Raw genomic sequence first — 23,323 nt, 5'->3', positions numbered from 1 at the left:
GAAGCGGTGAACTAGACAGCTCCACTTCACACCCGGGGGCCTTCGTCAGTCAGTGCGACTCACCGCCGCGAGGCGGGACAACCTCACCCGCGACCAACTGGCCAACCAGCTCTGGCGCATCAACAACGCGTTGGCCCGCCATCACGCCACCACCGAACACCACCTCACCGAGATTCCCATCACCAACACTGCCGCCGAGCCGCCCTTCGCGGCCGCCGAACCCGTCGACCAGAACCGGGCCCTCACCGAGCCCGAACTGGCGACCGAGATCACCACCGTCCGCGCTCGCCTAGCACGCGTGGAGTCCGATATAGCCCTCTACCGCCGTCGCGGCACAATCAACAACGTCGACGACGTGCGTGCCGACCACGACCAACTCCGCCGCACGGCAGCCGCCATTTCCCAGGCCGAGGCCGCCGCCCGCGAGCACACCACGATCCGCAGCGACTACGACGCGCTGCGCCGCGACCTCGTTGCCGCACAGAACGCGCTTGCCAGCGCTCGCCGCGGCGAGCGGCCCGCCGCCAAATCCCGGGTCAACAGCCTCCTCCGCGAGGTTCAAACCAGCGCACAGCGCCTCGCCGCCGCCCAGGCCCAGGCTGACGTGACCGCCGCCGCGACCGGGGTCCCGCAGACGGTATGGGCCGAGACCAACGCGCGAGCAACCGACGCTGCTCGCCTCGATCAAGAACTAGTTGCCGCGCTCCACGCAGAGGACTCGGCGCGCTCACGCGACGAACGTCTGGCCGCTGAGCGAGCGCAGCTCAACGCACGGCTTGAACGCGCCGTCGCTGAGCACGCCCGCAGAACCGAGGCGCCCATCGAGACCCGTCGCAACGAGCGCGTGACGACGCCCTACCTCGACGACGCCCCGGTGCCCTCGGCAGAAAGTGTCCTCGACCCCGACCTCTAGGCGCGGGCGACCTCGCCGCCGTCGCTCAATCGCTGATTATTCGAGACCGCGAACTTACGGTCGTACACGTCGGACCAACGTATCGGCGCAGGCCCTCCGACGGCATTTCATCAATCGCCCGGCACGACGTGCGCTTGATTCTACGAATCACCGTCATCCAGCCGGCGAAGTCGCCGTTGCGATACTCCTACCGCCACAATGGCACGTCCTCCGTGCCTGCGAGGCCGTCCGAACATTCATCCGAACGAACCACACTCGACGCCAGATTCTTACGATCCTTTACGATGAATTGACTCTCAGCCCTCGACGCAGCTGAGTGGCACCGACAACGTCGAGCTGAGGGGCATTTTGTGACTGGCTGGCACACTCCTCCTCCGCCATCAGGGCCGCCTGGGGAGCACCCGCCTTCGACGCCTCCGAGCGATCCGAACAGCAAGCGGTTCATGTATCTGGTTCTTGGCGGAGTCACACTCGTCGCCGTGATCGCGGTCGTGATCGCGGTTGTAATCGGTACTCGTGACGATGGTTCTTCAGAGGCGGGCGCCGGGGCCGGCACGTCAGCAACTGCGGGATCGTCAGTCGCCGGGACCAACGAAGATTGGCTCTCGTCGGTCTGCGCTCCTGGAACATTCTCCGACGGTGCAAACTTCCCGGGCGCTGTTGGCGGGGGCATTTGCACCGATCTGAGCAGGTCCGACAACGTTCAGTTTCTGCAATACGATTCGGCATTCAAGATGAGAAACGATTTTGCGTACACGCCTACCTACTGCACTGGCGCGTTCCGAGATTCCGGCTACCGGCAAGTGTTTATGGCTTCGAGTGTCAGCTCCCTGGCCCCGCTGAGCCAGTTTGGCTTCAAATCCCCTGTCTTATGTAAGGCGCTGTAGCGAATACGCTGTCAACAGCGCGTCCCTTATCCCCTGTCTAGATGCGCCTGGCCCGGTGTGCCGGTTCTACTGGTCGTAGAGGCGCCGGGGACCGCTAGATGTGATGTCCAGGGACGTCGTGTCGGCTTGTTGATGTCGGTCTGTTGTTGAGACAGGCGAGGACCCGCGGTGGTGAACTGCAGCTTGTCTCAGGAGCCGCTTCACGAGACCGGAGTCCTGGTGGTATCCATCACGGCTTGTCCGTCCCCAATGAGGTATCGACCAACTCTTTAAGCCCCAGGATCGCGGTATCGATCAGCGCACCCGCGACGAGCCCGGGGACACCGGCGGGAATCTTGGCGATTGTCGTTGTAATCGTTGCGACATCGAGTAGTCCGTTCACAAAGTCGCGCAGGTTTCCGTCAGCGATTCCAGGAGCCCGCTTTTCTAGATCTCCGATTGCGTCCAGAGCGCTTGTGATCTTCAGCAACTTGTCGACTGGCCCCGGCAAGACCTCCGCGAACGTTTTCACTTTGCCGATATCAACTGCGAGTGAAGCGAGCTTGAGGACCAATTGCGTGGAGTCGCCGCTAAGAGCTGTGTTGATTGCGGCGGGGAATGCGGCAATGTCATAGCCAAGGCTGTACAGCAAAGACACTGCGTTGGTGGTGCCGTCGCTGTTGCTGGTGTCGCCGTTCGCGCCGTCAGCTGTGTTCCCATTTCCACCACGGCCCGGACGGCCCGCAACGGCGCCGGGCGAAGCGCTGTTGCTGCTCGAGGCACGTCCACCTGCTCCCCCGCGGCCACCTACAGACGAACCCGTCTGCTTCGAGTCGTAGGCGCTTCCACCATCGCCTCCGTTTCCGCCGACCACGGTTCCGGTACCGGCGTTGGATGCGTCTCCACCGACGCCGCCATACCCGCCTTGGCTGCCGCCGTCACCACCGGCTCCGCCGTTCGCTCCGACCGCATCAGCGTGTGAACTGGTGTTTGAAATCGACGCGCTGCCGCCGTTACCGCCGTTACCGCCGGACCCGTGACTTGCGCCGGTGCCGCCGCCGCCACCGACCCCCGCGGAAACGGTTCCCGCACCTGCGTTTTGCGCAGAGCCACCGTAACCGCCGTTGCCGCCGTTCGCGCCTGATGTGCCGTTGCCGCCAGCGCCACCTGACGCGGCCGCCGACGAGGCGGTGTTGTAGATGCGTCCCGCGCCGCCGTTGCCGCCAGCGCCGCCGCCTGCCGCACCGTCGCGACCCGCGACACCGGTGGCGTTTCCGAGGCCGAAGGTTTCGCCGTAGCCGCCGTTACCGCCTGCGCCACCTCGGTTACCCGTTCCACCGGTTCCGCCACTACCACCGGCTGCGCCGACGGCGTTCTGAGTGGAGGAGGTGCTGTAGATCGTGGCCCCGCCACCGTCGCCACCGCTACCGCCGAGATACGTGGTTCCATTACCGCCGTTGCCGCCGGCGCCGGGGGTCACTGTGCCGGTGCCGATGGTTGCGGCGTACCCGCCGCCTCCTCCGTTCCCGCCGTCGGATCCTAGGGCTCCGTCGCTACCTGCGCCGCCAACTGCGTCGCCCGTTGACACGGTGTTGGAAATGTTTGCGCTTCCGCCGCTGCCGCCGCGGCCGCCGTCTCCTCCAAGGGTGTCGGTCGCGGCAACGCCACTGGCCCCGCCGATGGCCCTGCCGGCGCCGGACCCCTCGCTGCGAGCATCACCACCGTTGCCGCCGTCACCTCCACCGGTACCGGTGCCGATGGCGCCATTACCGCCAGTGCCGCCGGTGGCGTTTCCGTACCCATAATTGGTGGCACGGCCGCCGTCGCCGCCAGAACCGCTGCCGGGGCCCACGTTGAAGCCGCGATTACCGATGGTGCCGCCGATATGGTCGCCGCCGCCGCCGACACCACCGTTCCCACCGTGACCACCGACAGCATCAGCAGACGAGGACCGGCCGTCGATTTCTGCTGAACCGCCGGTACCGCCGCGTCCACCTGGGTTGGACGTGCCGGTGCCGCCGTTACCGCCGGTACCGCCGACAGCGGTGATCACCGATGCACTGTTGTTGATGGTTGCTGATCCGCCACGACCGCCGTCGCCACCTGCGATACCGGAGCCGCCGTCACCACCCTTTCCGGGGTTGACGTGACCCAGCCCGGCCGTCGAGGCAATCCCGCCGCTGCCGCCGACACCGGATGAGATGTAGCCAGCGCGCCCGCTCCCTCCGCCGCGGGTGTCGTCGCCACCTGCTCCGCCGTTTCCGCCGGTGGCGGTGGCGGTGGAGGTGGCGTTGTAGATGAATCCCGAGCCCCCGTCCCCGCCGGCGCCACCACCGGTAGCACCGTCGCGACCCGCGGCGCCGATCGCGTTTCCGAGGCCGAAGGTTTCGCCGGTGCCGCCGTTGCCGCCGAAGCCGCCGCCGCTGTTGCTATCGGTGCCGCCAACGCCGCCGGCTCCGCCGGTTGCGCCCACGGCGATTTGAGTGGAGGTGGTACTGGTGATGGTCGCATTGCCACCGCCACCACCGTTACCGCCGAGGTAGATGGTTCCGTTGCCCCCGTTGCCGCCGGTGCCGGGGGTGACTGTGCCAGTACCTCTAGTCAGGGCGTATCCGCCGTCTCCGCCGTTCCCTCCGTCGGATCCCAGGGCGCCGCTGCTGCCCGCGCCGCCGATGGCTTTACCGGTCGAGGTTGAGCTCCGGATCTCTGCGTTGCCGCCGTTGCCGCCGCGGCCGCCGTCTCCTCCGAGGGTATCGGTGGCGGCAACGCCACTAGCTCCGCCGATGGCGTTGCCCACGCCATATCCGTATGCGTCGCCACCGTTTCCGCCGTTTCCGGCGCCTGTTCCGGTGCCGATGGCGCCGTTACCGCCGGTTCCGCCAGTGGCGTTTCCGTGCCCGTAGTTGCTTGCGTAGCCGCCGTCGCCGCCAGATCCGCTGCCGGGGCCCACGTTGAAGCCACGGTTACCGATGGTGCCGCCGATGTAATCGCCGCCGCCGCCGACACCACCGTTTCCGCCGTGGCCACCGACAGCGTCCGCCGTCGATCCGCTGTCATAGGAGATTGCGGCAAAGCCGCCGTCTCCGCCGCGTCCACCTCGGTTGGACGTGCCGGTGCCGCCGTTACCGCCGGTACCGCCGATTGCGGTGATCGCCGATGCACTGTTGTTGATGGTTGCCGAACCGCCACGGCCGCCGTTACCACCTGCGACGCCCGAGCCGCCGTCACCACCCTTGCCGGGGTTGACGTCACCCAGGCCGGCTGTCGAGGCATCACCGCCGCGGCCGCCCGCTCCTGATGACAGGTAGTCGCCGCGGGTGTTTCCGCCACCATTTCCACCGTTTCCAGAGGTCGCCGCGGCTGTTGAGGTGGCGTTGTAGATGCGTCCAGAGCCACCGTCTCCGCCGGCGCCACCACCGGTGGCGCCATCGCGACCCGCGGCGCCGGTAGCGTTTCCGAGGCCATACGTTTCGCCGTAGCCTCCGTTGCCCCCGCGGCCGCCGCCGCTGCCGCTTCCGGTTCCGCCGGTGCCGCCGGTGCCGCCGGTTGCGCCTACAGCGTTTTGGGTTGAGGTGGTGTTGTTGATGGTGGCGCCACCACCAAAGCCACCGCTACCGCCGACAAGTCCATCGCCGCCATTCCCGCCAACACCGGGAGTCACGGCGCCGGATCCGTTGGTGGAAGCGTTTCCGCCACCGCCACCGTCACCGCCGGTCCCAGTTCCGGTGCCTGTCCCACCGGAGCCGCCGCGGCCGCCGTAGGCCTTGCTGGCTGAGAGGATATTGGAGACGTAGGCCGAACCCCCGTATCCCCCGCTCCCTCCATCCCGGTGAACAGCGTCGCCGTTCGCGCCATCGCCCCCGTTACCGCCGTACACATTCGACGCGTCAACCGCGCCGTCAGAGCCCCGGGCGCCTGACGTCCCCCCGGATCCCCCGTTGCCGCCTGTACCCGCTCGCGACCCCGCTACGCCGGCATCGCCCCCGTTGCCGCCAGCTCCATCACGACCGGCGAAGCCTGCTTTACCCCATACGCCTGCTGCGCCGTTTCCGCCGGTGCCGGCTGCACCGGCGTTACCGCCGTTGCCACCAGCTCCACCAACACCAGTGGTCCCGCTCTGGCCCACTCCACGCGCTGCGCCTCCGGCGCCACCGGCACCACCGGTACCGCCGGCACCACCACTACTGCCGTTACCTCCGGTACCGCCGGCTCCATTCTTTACGCCCGCGACTCCAGCGGCGCCGGTGGTTCCGGTGCCACCATTACCACCGGCACCACCCGTTCCACCGGCACCGCCAGCGCCTCCGTTACCGGAGATGACGCCGCCCAAACCGCCTACGCCACCCTTACCGCCGGAACCACCCGCGGTACCAGCAATCCCGGTGCTACCAGCAACACCCGCGGTGCCGGTACCACCGGCACCACCCGCGCCACCATTGCCGTACTGGCCGCCGTTACCGCCGGCTCCGCCGTTGCCGGCGTTAGTGCCTGCGGTGGTCGGGCTGTATCCGGTACCGCCTGCGCCGCCGTCGCCACCGCTGCGGCCACCGAGACCAGTCGCCCCGGTGGCACCGGTGGTCGATCCGGCACCACCGGCACCGCCAAGACCCGCGATACCGGAGTTGCCGCCATCGCCACCACGTCCACCATCGAGATGAGTGGCATCACCATTGCCACCGGCACCGCCGGTGCCGGCTGCACCGGCGTTACCGCCGTTGCCACCAGCTCCACCAACACCAGTGGTCCCGCTCTGGCCCACTCCACGCGCTGCGCCTCCGGCGCCACCGGCACCACCGGTACCGCCGGCACCACCACTACTGCCGTCACTTCCGTTGCCACCAACACCACCGGCGGTACTCGCAGCGGCGCCGGTGGTTCCGGTGCCACCATTACCACCGGCACCACCCGTTCCACCGGCACCGCCAGCGCCTCCGTTACCGGAGATGACGCCGCCCAAACCGCCTACGCCACCCTTACCGCCGGAACCACCCGCGGTACCAGCAATCCCGGTGCTACCAGCAACACCCGCGGTGCCGGTACCACCGGCACCACCCGCGCCACCATTGCCGTACTGGCCGCCGTTACCGCCGGCTCCGCCGTTGCCGGCGTTAGTGCCTGCGGTGGTCGGGCTGTATCCGGTACCGCCTGCGCCGCCGTCGCCACCGCTGCGGCCACCGAGACCAGTCGCCCCGGTGGCACCGGTGGTCGATCCGGCACCACCGGCACCGCCAAGACCCGCGATACCGGAGTTGCCGCCATCGCCACCACGTCCACCATCGAGATGAGTGGCATCACCATTGCCACCGGCACCGCCGGTGCCGGCTGCACCGGCGTTACCGCCGTTGCCACCAGCTCCACCAACACCAGTGGTCCCGCTCTGGCCCACTCCACGCGCTGCGCCTCCGGCGCCACCGGCACCACCGGTACCGCCGGCACCACCACTACTGCCGTTACCTCCGGTACCGCCGGCTCCATTCTTTACGCCCGCGACTCCAGCGGCGCCGGTGGTTCCGGTGCCACCATTACCACCGGCACCACCCGTTCCACCGGCACCGCCAGCGCCTCCGTTACCGGAGATGACGCCGCCCAAACCGCCTACGCCACCCTTACCGCCGGAACCACCCGCGGTACCAGCAATCCCGGTGCTACCAGCAACACCCGCGGTGCCGGTACCACCGGCACCACCCGCGCCACCATTGCCGTACTGGCCGCCGTTACCGCCGGCTCCGCCGTTGCCGGCGTTAGTGCCTGCGGTGGTCGGGCTGTATCCGGTACCGCCTGCGCCGCCGTCGCCACCGCTGCGGCCACCGAGACCAGTCGCCCCGGTGGCACCGGTGGTCGATCCGGCACCACCGGCACCGCCAAGACCCGCGATACCGGAGTTGCCGCCATCGCCACCACGTCCACCATCGAGATGAGTGGCATCACCATTGCCACCGGCACCGCCGGTGCCGGCTGCACCGGCGTTACCGCCGTTGCCACCAGCTCCACCAACACCAGTGGTCCCGCTCTGGCCCACTCCACGCGCTGCGCCTCCGGCGCCACCGGCACCACCGGTACCGCCGGCACCACCACTACTGCCGTCACTTCCGTTGCCACCAACACCACCGGCGGTACTCGCAGCGGCGCCGGTGGTTCCGGTGCCACCATTACCACCGGCACCACCCGTTCCACCGGCACCGCCAGCGCCTCCGTTACCGGAGATGACGCCGCCCAAACCGCCTACGCCACCCTTACCGCCGGAACCACCCGCGGTACCAGCAATCCCGGTGCTACCAGCAACACCCGCGGTGCCGGTACCACCGGCACCACCCGCGCCACCATTGCCGTACTGGCCGCCGTTACCGCCGGCTCCGCCGTTGCCGGCGTTAGTGCCTGCGGTGGTCGGGCTGTATCCGGTACCGCCTGCGCCGCCGTCGCCACCGCTGCGGCCACCGAGACCAGTCGCCCCGGTGGCACCGGTGGTCGATCCGGCACCACCGGCACCGCCAAGACCCGCGATACCGGAGTTGCCGCCATCGCCACCACGTCCACCATCGAGATGAGTGGCATCACCATTGCCACCGGCACCGCCGGTGCCGGCTGCACCGGCGTTACCGCCGTTGCCACCAGCTCCACCAACACCAGTGGTCCCGCTCTGGCCCACTCCACGCGCTGCGCCTCCGGCGCCACCGGCACCACCGGTACCGCCGGCACCACCACTACTGCCGTCACTTCCGTTGCCACCAACACCACCGGCGGTACTCGCAGCGGCGCCGGTGGTTCCGGTGCCACCATTACCACCGGCACCACCCGTTCCACCGGCACCGCCAGCGCCTCCGTTACCGGAGATGACGCCGCCCAAACCGCCTACGCCACCCTTACCGCCGGAACCACCCGCGGTACCAGCAATCCCGGTGCTACCAGCAACACCCGCGGTGCCGGTACCACCGGCACCACCATTGCCGATCAGCTGTGCATCGCCACCGTTACCGCCGTTGTAGCCGTTTCCGCCGTTACCGATCAGTCCCGCTCTGCCGCCGTTGCAAACGAGATTGAGTACGCAGGTCGTGGCGTCGTAGCTGAAGCCATTCCCGGCAAGCAGGCCGCCGTCGGGATGAGTGGCTGTGCCATTGCTGAACAGGAGCGCAATCAGCATTTCCAAAGCGTTGGGAGGGGGCGCTGAGGCCACTTGGAGCGCTTGGGTTGTGACCGCCTGTCGCTCGATCTGTGGTGAGGCGCTCAAAGCAGTCCGCGCAGAGGCGGTGGAGGACGTGGAAGTTTGTTCGCCCACTTCTCGGCGAGCTGCCGCTGCAACGACCCATGCGGCTGGTTGTTCCATCCCGCCGGCGGGTGCGGTTTGCTGTGAGCTTCGCGGAGTGCCGAAGATTGTGAGAAGGGCCGCAACAATGCTGGTTAACGGGTTCTGCGGTTGTACGGGAGCAACATTCGCTGCGATGGGTCGGGGGGCTGCGGTGACTGGGGCTGTCGTCACAGGCGGTGTGGCCTGGGGCGGCGCGGACGTCGTGACCACAATCTCCGGCTTCGAGGCCCTATCGACCACCGACGTCGCTGGGGCCTGAGGCGTGGAGGTCGCGGGCTGAGGCAGGTTGTTTGCATTTGTTGCAATGCTCGGAGCCGTCGGCGCGGTGTGTGGCGCCTCGTTCGTATCGCGTCCGGCCTGCGCAGAGATGGGCGTGCTTGGTGGCTCGGAAGTCGACGGCGCCGTCGGCGACGTAGCGGCTGTGCCGTCCTGCGGACGGGTGGATGTGGGTGACTCAACCGGCGTAGCGGTGGGCGATTGCGACGCAGTCGTGGGCGTTGACGTCTCGTTTGTCGAACCCGCTGAGGCGGACTGACTGCTGGGGCTTTCGTTCGAGACACCCGCACCGGGAACGGTATCGGCGCTAGCCGTCCCCTGTCCGGCCGCAAATGCCCCGGCGATTGCGACGGCGCCGCCAGCCATCTTGGCAGCGCGGACCCAGTCTCGTTTTACCCGCATCGACAGTCCTTTGGTGAGTAGCAACCGTCGAAGGGACGGAGACGATAGGAAAATTACCTGGGCAGGTCGATTCTGAGAGTCATACGAACAGGGGAATTTTATGGATCGTTAACTGCAACTAATGATTACGCGATCGACAGCGGGTTAGGTCGGCAGAATCGGCCCTCCCGGGTCACTCAAGAAATGAACGCGAACTAAACGTCGAGCAGCGGGGTCGGAACCCATGAGCCCTGCATATCGAACAATGTCCGCTCAGACTCAGACGCCTAGTGGCGACCGATCCAGGTCGTTATCGGCCGTAGTCGCATTCGACACGTTTTTGGAATCCACGTCGCAGCTAGGAACCAACCCACCGCTGGTCCGGCGGCGCTGTGCACGGTGGCGTTGGTCGACGCGGTCGCTGCAGCTTCTTCCGGCGTCGCATTCGCGGGAACGTCGGTGGGCCATCCGCCCCGAGACACCGCCGGTGGTGTGACTATCCCGTTGTCGGCGACGACGTACCCGGCTGCCTGGATCTGGTCGATCAGGCGTTTCGCGTTGTCGCAGCTGGTCTGAAAGCCGGGTGCCAGCTGATTGAGAATATCCGTGAGCTGCAGGATTCCCATTCCCAGCCGGTTACTGATCTGCTTCTCCGAGTCGGTCGCGGTCTGCGACGCGCGGGCTGCCTCCCCCTTCCATCCCGTCATCACAGCATCGACGTCGCGCGTAATGCGATTCATGGTGTTGTCGAAGGAATCGACCAGTCTGTCGACCTTGGATGCCGCGTCGCCCAACGTGTGCGAGTTGGCAGCCCATAGCCGTACCTGGGAGACAGAGGGGTTGCTCACGGGGACAGGTTCAGCGTGGCCGCGATGTCCCGCGCATACGTGTCGTCCGCTAGACCAATCGTGTCCGCGGCAGAGCGGTTCGCATCCGACAGGACGTCAACCCTCCCCGCGACCTCTCTCAGCGCCGACACGATGCGTTCGACAGCCGTGGAACAAGCGCTAGCGGTATCCGAGCCTGCCAGCCCGTCGACGGTCGCAGTGAAAGGTTCCGCAGCATCGAGGCCCCGGACGTCTGACGCCGCGGTACGCAACTGGCCGGCCAGATCACGGATCGCATCGAGATCAGCCTCTAACACCTCAGACATGACAGCCCTCCCACGTTCATCGAAACAATATCGGACAATCCGCCTTCTCCTCTCCCGCACGCAGACTGGAGCCCGCCGCTCTTCTTTTCGGCAGACCATCGCCGAAGCCCAGAATGGCGCTGCGGTGTTTACCGCGGTAAACACCGCAGCTCAATCATCTGTCATCGACCACCCGACGGCCCGACGGCCCGACGGCCCGACGGCCAGGATCCGTTCTGCGCGTGGGCAACGGGTCACATTCGCACCGTTACGTCGAGGTACGTCGGCCGGTTTCGCGTGCACCGGCAATAAGGCGTCTTCGGCCAGTCGAGCACGGCTTCGACGATGGTGGCGACGTCTACGACGTCGTCGAGGTGTGCGCTCTGGTCATGATGCGATCTTGGCGAGATCCGCGCAAAGCTAGCGGACGGCAGTGGCAACCGGTTCGAGGAGAAAGAGGCACTGCTTTTCGATGTAGCGGTCGACCTCAGCCGTGATGCTCAGGTTCGTCCCGACGCCGACGGTGTCTGGTACCTGGCCGACCCAGTGAAAGTCGTAGGACACGTTCTCATCGCGGAATTGGAAATTCGGACCGGGCCGGGCGATCGTTGGGCTGAAGTCACCGGTATTGATGAGGATGTCGTATCTGGTCTTTGCGCTGCCGTGGGGTGCAATCGCGACGATGCTGCCCTGGAACGAGATCGTCTGACCTCGATGAACTTCGGCGAACGCCGCGATGTCGGGTGAACAGGTGTCGGTCAATTCGAGCAGAGCCGCAAGCTCGGGACTGTTCTCACGTGTGAGAACAGCGTCCTTGGGCGCCGACGATGAGGTTGTGGCCGTACTCGTCGCCCGGGGAGTCGCTCGCCCACTCCATGCAGATGCCCCGGGGGGCGCGCTTGCGTCGGATTCGACCGGGCCCTCGTTCTTTTCACCGATCACTCCAGCAACGATGATGGACACGAGAGCAACCGCGAGAACACCGCCGGCGGCGATCCAGATGAGGCGGCGAGACCACCTAGGAGCTGGGCGGCGCAACGTGATCTCCGTCTTCAGCTTCCCGGGTATCTGAGCAACAACCTCCCAGCCTTCGGCTTCCCACTTCTTGATGGTCCGCGATTCCATGCCGCGGACCGCGCGGACCGCTTTCGTCACGTATTTGAGCTCGGTGTCCGCTTTCATGTCCGTAAGGTTCTCAGATTTGCGGGGACCGAAGCCTTACGCACACCCTGGATGTATGCCCGCCATGTCCGCCGGTGGGCAGCGTGGCACCCGCATTGTGCTGCGATGACCGATTCATCCGTTCTATCGTGCGGGAGGCGGCGTTACCAGCGAATGCAGCGCGCGACCGGAGGGGATACCTAGCCATGTCGACCAACGACCCCGACACAGTGATGCTTACGAAGACGGAGCGCGCTTCCCCGCTGGACCCGATCAACGTCTATGCGGTCATCTCCCTTGTCGCCGCGCTGCTCGGCCTGTTTCCGGTCGCGATCGTGTTCGGTATCCTGGCATTCACCCGCCCAGCGGGCAGAGGCATCGCGGTCGCGGGCTTGGTCCTCGGCGTTCTCGAACTCGCGGCTCTGCTGGTGGTGTTGTTCGGCATGGCCAGCGCTTTCACCGACGACACCGACTCTGACACCGGCCAGACCGTCGCCAGCAGTGTGTTCGAGCCGTTCATCCCCACCGCCGAGTCGGCGTCGTCGACCACCTCCGAGACTTCAACACCATCGCAGACAACTCCCTCACCCACCGCCGAAGCTTCTCCGTTACCAACGAGCGGGCCAGTCCTCAACGAGTCGTGCAGCGAAGGTCAGGCCAGTGTCATCGCCACCGACGCCAATACCGGACAGAACATCGTGTGCACATTCCTCGGCGCCGGAGGTGGGTACAAATGGGTGCAAACGGCAGAGGTTTCACCAGGGACACATGAGCGTGGCGACTCGTGCGATCCGGCCACCGATCGCGTCGGCCGCACAGCCGCGGGAACGGCGTTGATCTGCGTTTCAGAGGTCAACGGCGGCAGCGGCGGCTCGTGGGAGCCGGGTCCGTAACGAGCCGCGCCGCAGACCGGTTCGCATGCTCTCCAATTATTGTCGCGGCTCGGGCTGTGGCTCCTTCGAGGACAGTCGCTGTCGCGGAATCGATGTCGATATAAATTAAGTTGTCGGCGTGAGGTGCTGGGGGAGAACAGGACTCAGTTCTGTACCGATGGAAGCCATTCACCGACGAAACCGACCGTCTGGTAGCTGACCTACTCCGCGACGGAGAAACTTCTGATGCACTGGGATCGCAACGTCAACACCCAGCCTGACAACGCCAGGTTCCGCGAAGGCCCAAACATGCTTTATTCCACTTGGGCTCGACCAAAAGTACAGCTAACGGTGCGGCGTCCCACCGTAATGTCGCGGGTTGCGCCTCAGTTCGATATCCCCGCACTGCCGCGAGGCGTCGCGCGTTGTCATCCAATCGTACGACAGCCCTTGGCGATTGGCCTTGCGTGTCGGTCGGTGCCGATAGCATCGCATATCGATCCATTACTGATCTCGCACCCGCCGGGGGGAGCCATTTACACGAGCCCGCCAATCCGGGTTGCGCAGGCGCGCAACGACGCGGTGCGAATGGTCGGAGCACAGGCGCGTCTTTACGCTGATGTGAAGACGGCTCAGTGGCTTCGCCTTGCGCTTGTGGTAAGCGTTGGACTCGCCATCTCAATAGCTTGCCTTGTCACCGGCAGCGAGGGCTCCGTCGGCTGGGTGAGCGGTGTTCTATTGCTCTTTCTGAATGCCGCCTTTATGTACCGCGAGCGGCGGCGAGTAGCGCTCGCGGTTTCGATCCAAGAAGCGTTCGATTGCCAAGTATTCGGGCTCGAGTGGAATGACACCGCCGTTCGCGATCGACCGCCCGGCCAGGAGATCGCCAAGGCCGCAGCACGCTACACGGGGTCACGTGATCAGAATTGGTACCCCAACACCGGTAGCGTTCGACGACCACTCGACGTCGCAATATGTCAGCAAAGCAACGTCGGCTGGGGCGCACCTGTTCACCGAGCTTGGGCCTGGTCGCTAGTCTGCGCCAGCTTTATTCTCGGAGTGGCGATCGTGGCGACATGGTTGGTCTCCGGACTAGGATTCAGCGCAGGCGCAGGAGCTTTCGTCGCCCCGTTTCTTCCCCTCGCCTGGGAACTGACTGAGATAATTCGGCAAAATTTCGAGAGTGCCGCAGAAAAAGAGACTACTCAGCGGGTAATTCTTGATGATTGGGCAAATGCCGTCGCTGGGGCAGTGCCCCTTCAAGAGTCGCGTTGTCGGCGCTACCAGGACGCTATCGCCGGTATCCGAAAGCGCAACGCACAGGTTCCAGATTGGTTCGACAACCGATTGCGCTCTCGAAACGAGCGCGCGATGCGAACAACGGCCCAGGACATGGTTTCAGAAGCAAGCAGAGCCGGACTCGCATAATAGGAGACATCGATGAACCAAACGGCAGAGCAGTATCTCAACTCGGTGACGAGCTTATGGACACCGACGGCGGGCCAGTTCGACGGTGCCCGGAGCCACAGGTCGAGCATCGAGACGCGTCTGGACCAGACTTTCGGCCTGCGGGAGATGTTTGAGACCGGCTCACTACGACATGGGACCGGGGTCTGGCAGTACAGCGACGCCGACTACATAGTCTCACTGAAAGGCGTCATGCCTGGTTCCGAGTGGACCACCCTGAACAAAGTCAAAGCCGATCTTCAAGCCAGGTTTCCGATGACGAGTATCACTGTTCGGCGACCGGCGGTCGTTTGCAACTTCAGCGACGGGGTCGTTGAAGTGACACCCGCATACCCAAACTTCAAAACCAACGGTGACAAAGATGGGTACTGGATTCCAGACCCTACGGGTGGCTGGATGAAAACACATCCTAAAGACCATAACTTGTATGTAAACAGCGTTAACGGTAAGCATGGCGGCGGAGCTAAGTCTTTGGCGCGTCAAGCGAAAATTTGGAAGTATAAAAGAAATGTGCCTGTTTCGTCGTGCTACCTGGAGATGAGGGCAGCTAAGTACGCCGACGGCGAGGAATGGTGGTCGCCTGTTCAGGATCTTTACCGGTACTTTAACAGACTTTACGGGCACGGCCTGGCGGCCATGAACGATCCAACAGGGCTGGGGTCGCGATTCAATGCGACTTCGTCGGAGGCCAACCATACGGTCGCACTCTCCCGGCTGTCTACCGCGGTCACACGCGCACGCAAGGCAAAAGAGTTTCAAGCAGCCGGGAACCAGACAAGTGCGATCAGTCAGTTAAAGCTTCTCTTTGACGCATGAGCCGGTGCCTGCCCGCGCAGGTCTGCTGAGCGGATAGGTGACACCTGAAATGATCGGCCGCCGCGGCGGGCAGCAACCCGCCGAACCCATTGTTCGCGAAATCCGGTTAGGCGCTCAGAGCCGTCACAATTTGTTGACGGGCGCGGCGCCCGGCCCTGGTAGGCAGCAACAACAACTCGTCCTACATCAACACGTCTCGTTACCAGTAGACGTTGGAGGAGAATGGGACTAAGTGTTTCCCGCATCGATAACGTGTTTCCCCGCGCGCGGGGAAACCAGAAGTCCAGCGGGCGACGTCTGCCTGCGGACTTTCGGTCTGCGATCGAACGTGACGGCCGACCGCTTCTGAAAACGGGCATTACGGTCTGCCAGGCGAAGTTCTCCAGTCGGCCTGCATCGAAATGGTTCAAGACACCGTTCGCGACATGCGCTTCGCAGGGGGCGGGGTTGACGCGCGATCTCGAGAGATCGGTGTTCGATCGTTAGCGTGTCGCAAAGTAATTGCAAAATATTTGCACTCTCTGTTTAGAGTTCCCGCCTGTGCGATGTAGTAGGTGCGTGAGCGGCCCGTCGCGTGAATGAGGGGACCGTTGTAGTGGCGAAACGAGATTTGTCCGCGTGTTCGAAGTCTGTTGTTGGTGTCGGCGTAGTTGCGGTGGCTGCGGCAGCCTTCACCACCGGTGTTGTCGCGCCGGCGGCGTCGGCGAGTGGGTTCGGCGGTAGCAGCGCACCCCAGTCGTCCACCCACGACGGTGGTGTGTCGGCCCTGTCGAACACCGCGGTCGCCGTGCTCCTCGGCCACCGGAGCGTCGGCGCCGTGGCTTCACATCCGGGCCTATCGTTGCCGGACTCTGTGCAGGGGCTGAGTGCACCGCCTGCCATCGCGCGCACCGCACCGTCGGCGTTCATCCCGACAAGTAGCGTGGCCGATTCCAGCGGCACAGGACCGATTGTTTCGGTGTCGAAGGCATTTGCCCCCTTCGTTGCAACGTCGTTCAGCGCGTTCCCCGCAGTTTCCGAGTGGACTCCGGTCACCTCAGGTGCCCGCGGGACGTCCTACGCCCTGCTCGCCCCCACCGGCAGCACCGACATCGGAACGCCCGGAAGCGGCGGCACTGATGTCTTGGGGATGTTGATCCGGGTGTTCATCGGTGACGGCACCGACGCTGCAGCGGACTGTGTCGCCCAGGCCTGCAACGGCGGCAACGGCGGTCTGCTGTTCGGCAACGGCGGCCGCGGCGCGAACGGCGGTAACGGCGGTAACGGCGGCCTGTTCTTCGGGGACGGCGGTAAGGGCGGCAACGCCTCGGGAATCGGACAATCCGGCGGTAACGGCGGCAACGCCGGACTGTTCGGCAACGGCGGCGCCGGCGGCAACGGATCGGCCGGGGCCTACGGCGCGACCGGTGTCGCCGGCGGCGCGGGCGGTAACGGCGGCCGCGGCGGTAACGCCGGATCGATTGACGGTATCGGCGGCGCGGGCGGCACCGGAGCCGCGGGCGGTGCCGGCGGCACCGGGACGACCGGCACCGCCGGCGCAACAGCCATCGCGTCCGCGGGCAGTGACGGATCCGCCGGTGGTGCAGGCGCGGCCGGCGGCGCAGGCGGAAACGCCGGACTCGGCGGCAACGCGGGCATCCTGGGCAGCGCCGGGCGCGCCGGCACCAGCGGCGACGGCGGCCAGGGCGGAGCCGGCGGCGCAGGTGGCATTGGCGGCAACGGCGCCGCAGGCGTGAACGGAATCGACGCCGCCACCGTCGGCGGCGACGGCGGAAACGGAAAACAGGGTTACGCCGGCGGCAACGGCGGACTCGGTGGTGCGGGCGGTGTCGGTGGGGCCGCGGGAATCGGTGCCGGCGGGCAACAGGGCGCGTCCGGCGTCGCGGGCAACCGCGGGAACGGCGGCACCGGAGGACAGGGCGGGAGCGGAGGAAACGGCGCCGCAGGCCTCAACGGAACTGACGGAATCGACGGCGTTGACGTGCCGGACGACGACATTTTCACCAGAACGCCGGAGCCGGGCCTACTACTTGGCGGGCGTGCCGTCGGCGGTGAGGCCGGTGGTCGCGGTGGAAACGGAGGCAACGGAGCCAGCGGCGGCGCAGGCGGCACCGGTACCGTGGCCGGCGCCTCGGGAGCGAACGGCAACGGAGGCAGCGGTGGTCGCGGAGGCGACGGCGGTAACGGGGGTACAGGCGAATCCGTTACCGGCTCCGGAACAATAACCACTGTCCGGGCCGGTAGCGGCGGCGGCGGCGGCCGCAGCGGTGACGGCGGCACCGGCGGCGCTCCCGGCACCGGTGGCGCCCTCGGCACCGGCACCCCCGGACACAATGGGCAGCAAGGACAATCCGGTAACGGCGGCAACGGTGGCACCGCCATCATCGACAAGCCCGGCCCGTACGACTTCCAACCAAAGCCGGACGAGGCAATCGGTGGCAACGGCGGCATCGCTTCCGGGAATGGCAACGGCGGCAACGGCGGTAATGGGTTCAGCCCTCCCAACGGAAGAGGGCTTGGTGGCAACGGCGGCAGCAACGCTTTCGGGACCGGTAACGGCGGCAACGGTGGCGATGTCTACTACACCCCAAGGACGAGCTCAATTGCCGGACTCGGCGGGCCCAGCCGCTATGGCCAGCCGGGCAAGGACGGCGTCATAATTTTTCGCCCGTAACCGACCGACAACGTCGGATAGCGCTCGGCTACACGCCCAGCAAGCAGGCAGTCTCTCGACACACAGCGCCACCGCCGGGTCCTCTCGGCGGTGGCGCTATGTGCGACCGCTCAGCGGCAGTGCGGTCGGCGGGGTTCCACTCGCGACCCGGCGGACTCATCAGCGGCCGCGCCCTTTCGGCGGCTGAGTGTAGTAACCCGAGAGGTTGGCGGCACGGGGTCCTCGGCGGCCGGGCGAGGCGAGCTGCTGGCCCAGCTCGTCGAGCTGGAAGTACCCCACCACCTTCTCGACACCACTCCCCCACCCCCGACCGCCGGCGCCCGATGGGTCCGGCCAGAGTTGTTGGGCGAGGCCACTTCCGCGAGTTCACCAGTCGTCTTCGACACCCGAGCTGGCGTTGCCTACGGCCCGACGGCGACACCACCGGTTAGGGACGTCGAGGACGCGGCTGTCGAAACAACGCCGCAGGGAAACTCGTCTGACTAGCGATGTTGACCCCCAGCTGAACACACGGACCGGTGTCGGAGAACCACTTCTTTCGATTCGCCTTTCTCCCACCTTCAGCGCGGACGCGCATTCGGTCAAGGCGCCGTTCGATCGATAGACATCCCCGGCCGGGCGGGCTCACCCGGTTGGCTACGTCTTTGGCGTCAGCCGCCGGTTTCGGGACAGCAGGACGATCAGCTCGTTGATCTGGGTCTCGTCGTAATTCTCACAGACGGCAACCACTAAATCCGTTGGTTGGGCCTTCACTTTGCGAAATGCCCGGGACATGACCGTCGCCGGTGTCACCGGCTCCGTCGCGACGTCAGCGGCCCCAGGGACTTCTCGGTCCACTCCTCGACGGTCTTGCGCCTTACGCCACGCGTCGACCTGCTGCGCCAGCGGCACCTGAGCAAGTGAGCGGGCGAGGCGTACGGCGAGTTCGCCTTTTCGCAATGCCTGCTGCAGCCCGGGCGCGAGCTTGAGCAGCGCTCGGCGTTGGGAGATCCAACCTGGGCTGCGACCAAGACGCTGGGCTGCGGCGGTGGCGCTGCCGGTTTCGGTGACAAGGAGTTCGACGGCGTTCGCTTCCTCGAGAACGTCGAAGTCTTGGCGGTCGATGTTCTCCACGATCGCCGCCCACAGCACAGTGTCTTTCGAGCCAGCGATGGAGTCGCGGATGACGACGTCCATGCCGGCCCGTCGGTAGTGGTGGCAGGCAGCGAGGCGCCGGCAGCCGTTGACCACCACCCACCGCGCAGCACCCAACTGCGACGCGTCAGGCCACAGCGCCAACCAGGCCGCCCGACTAACGACAGTCCCGGGTTGCAGCTGCCGGTCGACGATCGTGGCGAGGTCCTCCAGGTTGCCGACCTCGGCACGCGGGTTACGGGGGTTCGCGACCAGCTGACCGAGGGGCACGTTCGCCCGAAATACCCCGTCCGAATTCGTCGGTGCGTCAACGGTCGAAGTGTCGCCGACCGAACCCGCAAGGTCTGCGAGATCGACGCGTCCACCGCGGCCGGCCATCAGTAGGCCCCCACTTCGAGTTCGAGGCACAGCCGCTGGACGTCTTCACGAGCCTGCAGTGCGACCCGGCTGGAGCCGTATTCGGTGACGACCCGACCTTCGGCAGCGGCGCGGGAGTGGACCTTGTAGTGGCGGACCACGGTGCGCGTTAGCGGCCACCCACGCGAACGGACAAACGCTTGGGTTTGTTCGAGATCAGAGCGTCCATCCCTCGGGTCCCAGTCGTTGACCACCACCACGTACGGGATGCCCAACGGTTCGATCACCTTTGTGATCGTGCGGGCAGTGGGGTCGAACGCCAACGGCTCGGGAACGATCGGCACGATCACCAGATCCGCCGACCCCAACACCGCGTCCAAGGCGTAGCCGGTGCCGCCGTTGTCCGTCGCGCCCGGGGTGTCGCCGATCCACCCGGGGGTGTCGACGATGACGTGATCAACACCCGGCAGATGCCGAAGCCTCCCGAGCATCCCGACATCGTCGTGGGCCTGGGCGATCCGGAACGGCAGATCCGCGACACGATCGGCCCACCACACCGCCGAGCCCTGCGGATCAATCGACACCGCCAACACCGGCGACACCCCTCGCTCCCCCGCCGGGGCGACGAGAACGTCAGCTTTCACCGCAGCGAGGTTCATCGCCAACGTCGACTTCCCCACCCCGCCCTTCTGATTCATCACCACATGCACACCCATGCTCTCCACCTCACTGATCCGTCCGTGAACTACCTGTCATCCGACGCCGCACGGCGTCGGTATTTACCGCGGTAAACACCGCCCTCCGGCGGGCCGCGAGCGGACAGGATGCACGACAAGTCATCAATCGAATACGGTTGCTTGAGAGCACGTTCGACCGGCCAGCAAGCACGATCTGGGAAAACCCCGCCAGTCCGCAGACAGTCCGCAGCAGCACCGAAACGGGCCCTCACTAACAAACACCCACAACGCCACTCACCAGCGGAAACAGTGAATCCTCAACGGCACCAACATCATCAAACGCCCAGGTGCGCTCGTTCGGGACGAAGAGGTCGTGGGTTCGAATCCCGCCACCCCGACGTGTTGGTTGAGACACAGAAGAGGCCCTGACCAGGGAAACCCGGTCGGCACACTCGACGACCTCGTCGCGGAGATCCGCACCGACGGCGGCGCCGCCACAGCCCACGTCACCGACGTCACCGACCCCGACCAGGTCCAACAGCTCATCGACTCGGCCATCGACGAGCACGGGCGGATCGACCACCTGATCAACAACGCCGGGCTGATGCTGTTCTCCGACTGGGAGGATCGGGCCGTTGACGACTGGAACCTGATGATCACAAACACCATCCGCGGATACCTCCACGCCATCAGCGCCGTACTCCCGCACATGCTCGACCGCAACGCCGGGCACATCTTGAACATGAGCTCGGTCGCCGGCATCCGCGTCGGCGCCTCCAGCGGCGTCTACAGCGCCACCAAATTCTTCATCCGCGCCGTCACCGACAGCCTCCGCCAGGAAGTCGGCACCGCCCACAACATCCAGATCTCCACCATCAGCCCCGGAGTCATCGACACCGGATGGGCCGACAAGGTCGGCAACGAGCAGGGCCGCCGCACCGCCCGACACCTCGACGAACAAGCCATCAGCGCCGACACGGTCGCCGGCGCCGTGCTCTACGCCCTCGCGCAACCAGCCGATGTCACCGTCAACGACGTCGTCATCCACCCCACCGCGCAAACCTGGTGACCACCCTCCCCAGATGACGACCTGACCACCCCGCACAACCGACCACCCACACCACCGACCCGGGTCGGAACCCCGGCCCGACCTCCTGAATTCCGGACAACACCTATCGAAAGGACCACCCGCCATGGCCATCTGGCTGATCACCGGCGCATCCCGCGGCTTCGGACGCGAAGTCGCCCTCGAAGCGCTCCGACGCGGCGACAGTGTCGCCGCGACCGCCCGCACCCTCGACGCCCTCACCGACCTCGTCGAGGTCGGCGGCGATCGCGTCCTCCCCCTGGTGCTCGACGTCACCGACCCCGAACAGGTCACCGCCGCGACCTCCCGCGCCCTCGAGCACTTCGGGCGTATCGACGTCCTGTTCAACAACGCCGGCATCGGCTACTTCGCTGCCGTCGAGGAGAGCGACGACGCCGAGGTCCGGCGCATGATGGAGATCAACGTCTTCGGACTCGCCGCAGTCACCAACGCGCTGCTCCCGAGCATGCGCGCCCACCGCTCCGGCACCGTCCTCAACGTCTCCTCCGTCGGCGGCGTACGGTCGTTCCCCGCCGTCGGGTGGTACAACGCCTCGAAGTTCGCGGTCGAAGGCCTCTCGGAGGCACTGCAGCAGGAAGTCGTACCCCTGGGCATCCGAGTGGTGCTCATCGAACCCAGCGGCTTCGCCACCGACTGGGCCGGCAGCTCCGCCGCCGAGGTCACACCGGAGCGCGTGATCGCCGACTACGACGACACCGCCGGCGCCCAACGGCGGGCGTTCCGCTCCGAGGTGGGCAACGAACCCGGCGACCCGACGCGAGCAGCGTCGGCGATCGTCGACATCGCCCACGACGACAACCCGCCGCTGCGCCTGCCGCTCGGCAACTTCGCCTACGACGGGCTCCTCGACAAGCTCGACACCGTCCGCGCCGACATCGCACCACGCGAACAGCTCAGCCGCAGCGCCGACCGGACCTGACGCCACCGCCCGCCAGCACCTCCCGGACCGCCGCCACAGGCGCCGGGAGGTGCTGCCCACGAACCGATTCACCACAAACCAGGCGGGGCCGATCACGCTCCCGCCCACTCGCCTACGGTCTGCTCCAAGCAGGTCGACGAGCTGATCGTCGCCCAGTTCGCCGACAACGACCCAGCGCTGCGCATCACCTCACTACGGCTGTCCTACGTGCAGAACGAGGACGAGTACGCCGACTACCCCCACTTCGCCGACGACCTCGACCGCAGAGCCTGGGACATCTGGTCCTACATCGACGGCCGTGACGCCGGCACCGCCGTCGAAAGCGCACTGCACCAGACCGCACGCGGCTTCCACACCTACCTGATAGTCGCCGACGACACCGTCATGCTGATCCCGACCGCCGACATCATCGCTTAGCGGTACCCGAACACACCGCGACGCGGCGACCTCGACACCTACGGGTCACTGCTGTCCAACAACGCCGCCCCCACCGACCTCGGATGGGCACCGATCCACAGCTGGCGAGACCACGTCAAACAGCACTGACACCCCTCCCCCACCGTCCTTGCCCGGTCATCGTTCACGACCGGCAAGGCGGGGCCGATGAGCACGATGCACTGGGGGTCAGCCACGACGCTGCACGGCGTCTCCGCGGTGCCGTCGAAGGTTCCGAGGACAACCGGTTCGCTGTCGGCTTCGATCAGCTGGTGGTCGAGATCCGATGTCCCGCATCGGTCAACGCAGTCACGGCATCGTCCCGGCGGCTCGCCGGGACGAGAACGAGGTCTCCGTCGAAGGTGGAGATGACGAAGACCGGGCACCCGATGTCCGCCAACGGGGCCGTCATAGCAGTGACGACCCCGGTGGTCCCGAACGCGATCGTCCCCTCGGTGTAGAACGCCACCCACGGACCGTCCGTTACGGCGCCGGCAGGAACCTCGGAGTCCACACACACGACGGACAACTCCCTCGTGGTGCGAGTGACCGAAAGAGCGCGGGAGACATCCACAGTCGCACGTGGTTCGAGTCGAGCGACGACGTAGGGCTCGTCGAGTTGACGCAAGCTGACAGAAGGAAATGTGTCGGTCACGGTAGATCCTCACCGGCGGCGCGGAAGGCCGGTGTCACGGCCACGAATATCGCGCTCGAGAACAGGATGACACACGCCCCTTCTGTGACCAGAGGCGCGATGCGCCGTGGGTTGGCCGTACTCGCTCGCGAGCTGTAGGACTGGGCGCCGCCGCGGGCGAATCCGACGTGCGAGCAG

15 protein-coding genes and 2 pseudogenes are annotated in these 23,323 nt (G+C 66.1%); 9 read left to right on the top strand and 8 right to left on the bottom strand.

The window, feature by feature from the left end:
* Window positions 1-52: 52 nt before the first annotated feature.
* Window positions 53-913, top strand: coding sequence for a hypothetical protein (locus tag OG579_RS15220; RefSeq protein ID WP_328856634.1), 861 nt, complete (start codon window positions 53-55; stop codon window positions 911-913).
* Window positions 914-2,029: 1,116 nt separating this feature from the next.
* Here the strand turns inward: OG579_RS15220 and OG579_RS21995 are convergent.
* A pseudogene (locus OG579_RS21995) lies at window positions 2,030-7,402 on the bottom strand (hypothetical protein); the annotation flags it as partial.
* A gap of 291 nt (window positions 7,403-7,693) precedes the next feature.
* Between OG579_RS21995 and OG579_RS22045 the strand changes: the two are divergent.
* Window positions 7,694-8,944 (top strand): hypothetical protein, encoded by a 1,251-nt coding sequence (locus OG579_RS22045; protein ID WP_456243459.1) that lies wholly within the window; start codon window positions 7,694-7,696, stop codon window positions 8,942-8,944.
* A gap of 1,082 nt (window positions 8,945-10,026) precedes the next feature.
* On the opposite strand, the gene OG579_RS15205 is transcribed toward OG579_RS22045, so the two are convergent.
* The 3 genes from OG579_RS15205 to OG579_RS15195 form a co-directional block, all read right to left on the bottom strand.
* Window positions 10,027-10,587: a WXG100 family type VII secretion target gene (locus tag OG579_RS15205; protein ID WP_328856631.1), complete on the bottom strand. Its 561-nt coding sequence runs from the start codon at window positions 10,585-10,587 to the stop codon at window positions 10,027-10,029.
* Window positions 10,584-10,892: a type VII secretion target gene (locus tag OG579_RS15200; protein ID WP_328856630.1), complete on the bottom strand. Its 309-nt coding sequence runs from the start codon at window positions 10,890-10,892 to the stop codon at window positions 10,584-10,586. Before OG579_RS15200 ends, OG579_RS15205 begins: the two co-directional genes overlap by 4 nt.
* Before the next feature lie 399 nt (window positions 10,893-11,291).
* A complete protein-coding gene (locus tag OG579_RS15195) occupies window positions 11,292-12,053 on the bottom strand; it encodes a DUF4839 domain-containing protein (protein WP_328856629.1) in 762 nt (253 codons plus the stop codon).
* Window positions 12,054-12,238: 185 nt separating this feature from the next.
* Between OG579_RS15195 and OG579_RS15190 the strand changes: the two genes are divergently transcribed.
* From OG579_RS15190 to OG579_RS15180, 4 genes are all read left to right on the top strand, one after another.
* Complete coding sequence (locus tag OG579_RS15190) at window positions 12,239-12,925, top strand: DUF4190 domain-containing protein (protein WP_328856628.1); 687 nt, start codon at window positions 12,239-12,241, stop codon at window positions 12,923-12,925.
* A 225-nt stretch (window positions 12,926-13,150) separates the two neighbouring features.
* On the top strand, window positions 13,151-14,332 hold the full coding sequence (locus OG579_RS21990) for an S-4TM family putative pore-forming effector (RefSeq protein ID WP_408068683.1): 1,182 nt from the start codon (window positions 13,151-13,153) through the stop codon (window positions 14,330-14,332).
* A 12-nt stretch (window positions 14,333-14,344) separates the two neighbouring features.
* Window positions 14,345-15,187, top strand: coding sequence for an SMODS domain-containing nucleotidyltransferase (locus tag OG579_RS15185; RefSeq protein ID WP_328856627.1), 843 nt, complete (start codon window positions 14,345-14,347; stop codon window positions 15,185-15,187).
* A 958-nt stretch (window positions 15,188-16,145) separates the two neighbouring features.
* Window positions 16,146-17,861, top strand: coding sequence for a hypothetical protein (locus tag OG579_RS15180; protein WP_328856626.1), 1,716 nt, complete (start codon window positions 16,146-16,148; stop codon window positions 17,859-17,861).
* 636 nt (window positions 17,862-18,497) lie between these two features.
* On the opposite strand, the gene OG579_RS15175 is transcribed toward OG579_RS15180, so the two are convergent.
* Window positions 18,498-19,373 (bottom strand): ParB/RepB/Spo0J family partition protein, encoded by an 876-nt coding sequence (locus OG579_RS15175; protein WP_328856625.1) that lies wholly within the window; start codon window positions 19,371-19,373, stop codon window positions 18,498-18,500.
* Complete coding sequence (locus tag OG579_RS15170) at window positions 19,373-20,068, bottom strand: ParA family protein (RefSeq protein ID WP_328856624.1); 696 nt, start codon at window positions 20,066-20,068, stop codon at window positions 19,373-19,375. The genes OG579_RS15175 and OG579_RS15170 overlap by 1 nt, the downstream gene beginning before the upstream one ends.
* A 367-nt stretch (window positions 20,069-20,435) precedes the next feature.
* Here OG579_RS15170 and OG579_RS15165 point away from each other — a divergent pair, with 367 nt between their 5' ends.
* The 3 genes from OG579_RS15165 (at window position 20,436) to OG579_RS15155 (ending at window position 22,473) form a co-directional block, all read left to right on the top strand.
* On the top strand, window positions 20,436-21,098 hold the full coding sequence (locus tag OG579_RS15165; protein ID WP_328856623.1) for an SDR family oxidoreductase: 663 nt from the start codon (window positions 20,436-20,438) through the stop codon (window positions 21,096-21,098).
* 124 nt (window positions 21,099-21,222) lie between these two features.
* Window positions 21,223-22,056 (top strand): oxidoreductase, encoded by an 834-nt coding sequence (locus OG579_RS15160; protein ID WP_328856622.1) that lies wholly within the window; start codon window positions 21,223-21,225, stop codon window positions 22,054-22,056.
* A 207-nt stretch (window positions 22,057-22,263) separates the two neighbouring features.
* Complete coding sequence (locus tag OG579_RS15155; protein WP_328856621.1) at window positions 22,264-22,473, top strand: hypothetical protein; 210 nt, start codon at window positions 22,264-22,266, stop codon at window positions 22,471-22,473.
* Between the two features lie 283 nt (window positions 22,474-22,756).
* On the opposite strand, the gene OG579_RS15150 is transcribed toward OG579_RS15155, so the two are convergent.
* Together OG579_RS15150 and OG579_RS21985 are read right to left on the bottom strand one after the other, a co-directional pair.
* Window positions 22,757-22,960: an ACT domain-containing protein gene (locus OG579_RS15150; protein ID WP_328856620.1), complete on the bottom strand. Its 204-nt coding sequence runs from the start codon at window positions 22,958-22,960 to the stop codon at window positions 22,757-22,759.
* 39 nt (window positions 22,961-22,999) lie between these two features.
* Window positions 23,000-23,146, bottom strand: a pseudogene (locus OG579_RS21985) (hypothetical protein); the annotation flags it as partial.
* Window positions 23,147-23,323: the final 177 nt, after the last annotated feature.

Source organism: Williamsia herbipolensis (assembly GCF_036153515.1).
Lineage (GTDB): Bacteria > Actinomycetota > Actinomycetes > Mycobacteriales > Mycobacteriaceae > Williamsia_A > Williamsia_A herbipolensis.
The sequence above is the reverse complement of the archived record's forward strand: the minus strand, read 5'-3'. Positions and strand labels throughout refer to the sequence as shown.

Bases quoted from the DNA above. Each gene is read 5' to 3' on its own strand.
- OG579_RS15190 (WP_328856628.1), top strand. From the start codon at position 12,239: ATGTCGACCAACGACCCCGACACAGTGATGCTTACGAAGACGGAGCGC.
- OG579_RS22045 (WP_456243459.1), top strand. From the start codon at position 7,694: ATGAGTGGCATCACCATTGCCACCGGCACCGCCGGTGCCGGCTGCACC.
- OG579_RS15195 (WP_328856629.1), bottom strand. From the start codon at position 12,053: ATGAAAGCGGACACCGAGCTCAAATACGTGACGAAAGCGGTCCGCGCG.
- OG579_RS15170 (WP_328856624.1), bottom strand. From the start codon at position 20,068: ATGGGTGTGCATGTGGTGATGAATCAGAAGGGCGGGGTGGGGAAGTCG.
- OG579_RS15175 (WP_328856625.1), bottom strand. From the start codon at position 19,373: ATGGCCGGCCGCGGTGGACGCGTCGATCTCGCAGACCTTGCGGGTTCG.
- OG579_RS15160 (WP_328856622.1), top strand. From the start codon at position 21,223: ATGGCCATCTGGCTGATCACCGGCGCATCCCGCGGCTTCGGACGCGAA.
- OG579_RS15185 (WP_328856627.1), top strand. From the start codon at position 14,345: ATGAACCAAACGGCAGAGCAGTATCTCAACTCGGTGACGAGCTTATGG.
- OG579_RS21990 (WP_408068683.1), top strand. From the start codon at position 13,151: ATGCACTGGGATCGCAACGTCAACACCCAGCCTGACAACGCCAGGTTC.
- OG579_RS15200 (WP_328856630.1), bottom strand. From the start codon at position 10,892: ATGTCTGAGGTGTTAGAGGCTGATCTCGATGCGATCCGTGATCTGGCC.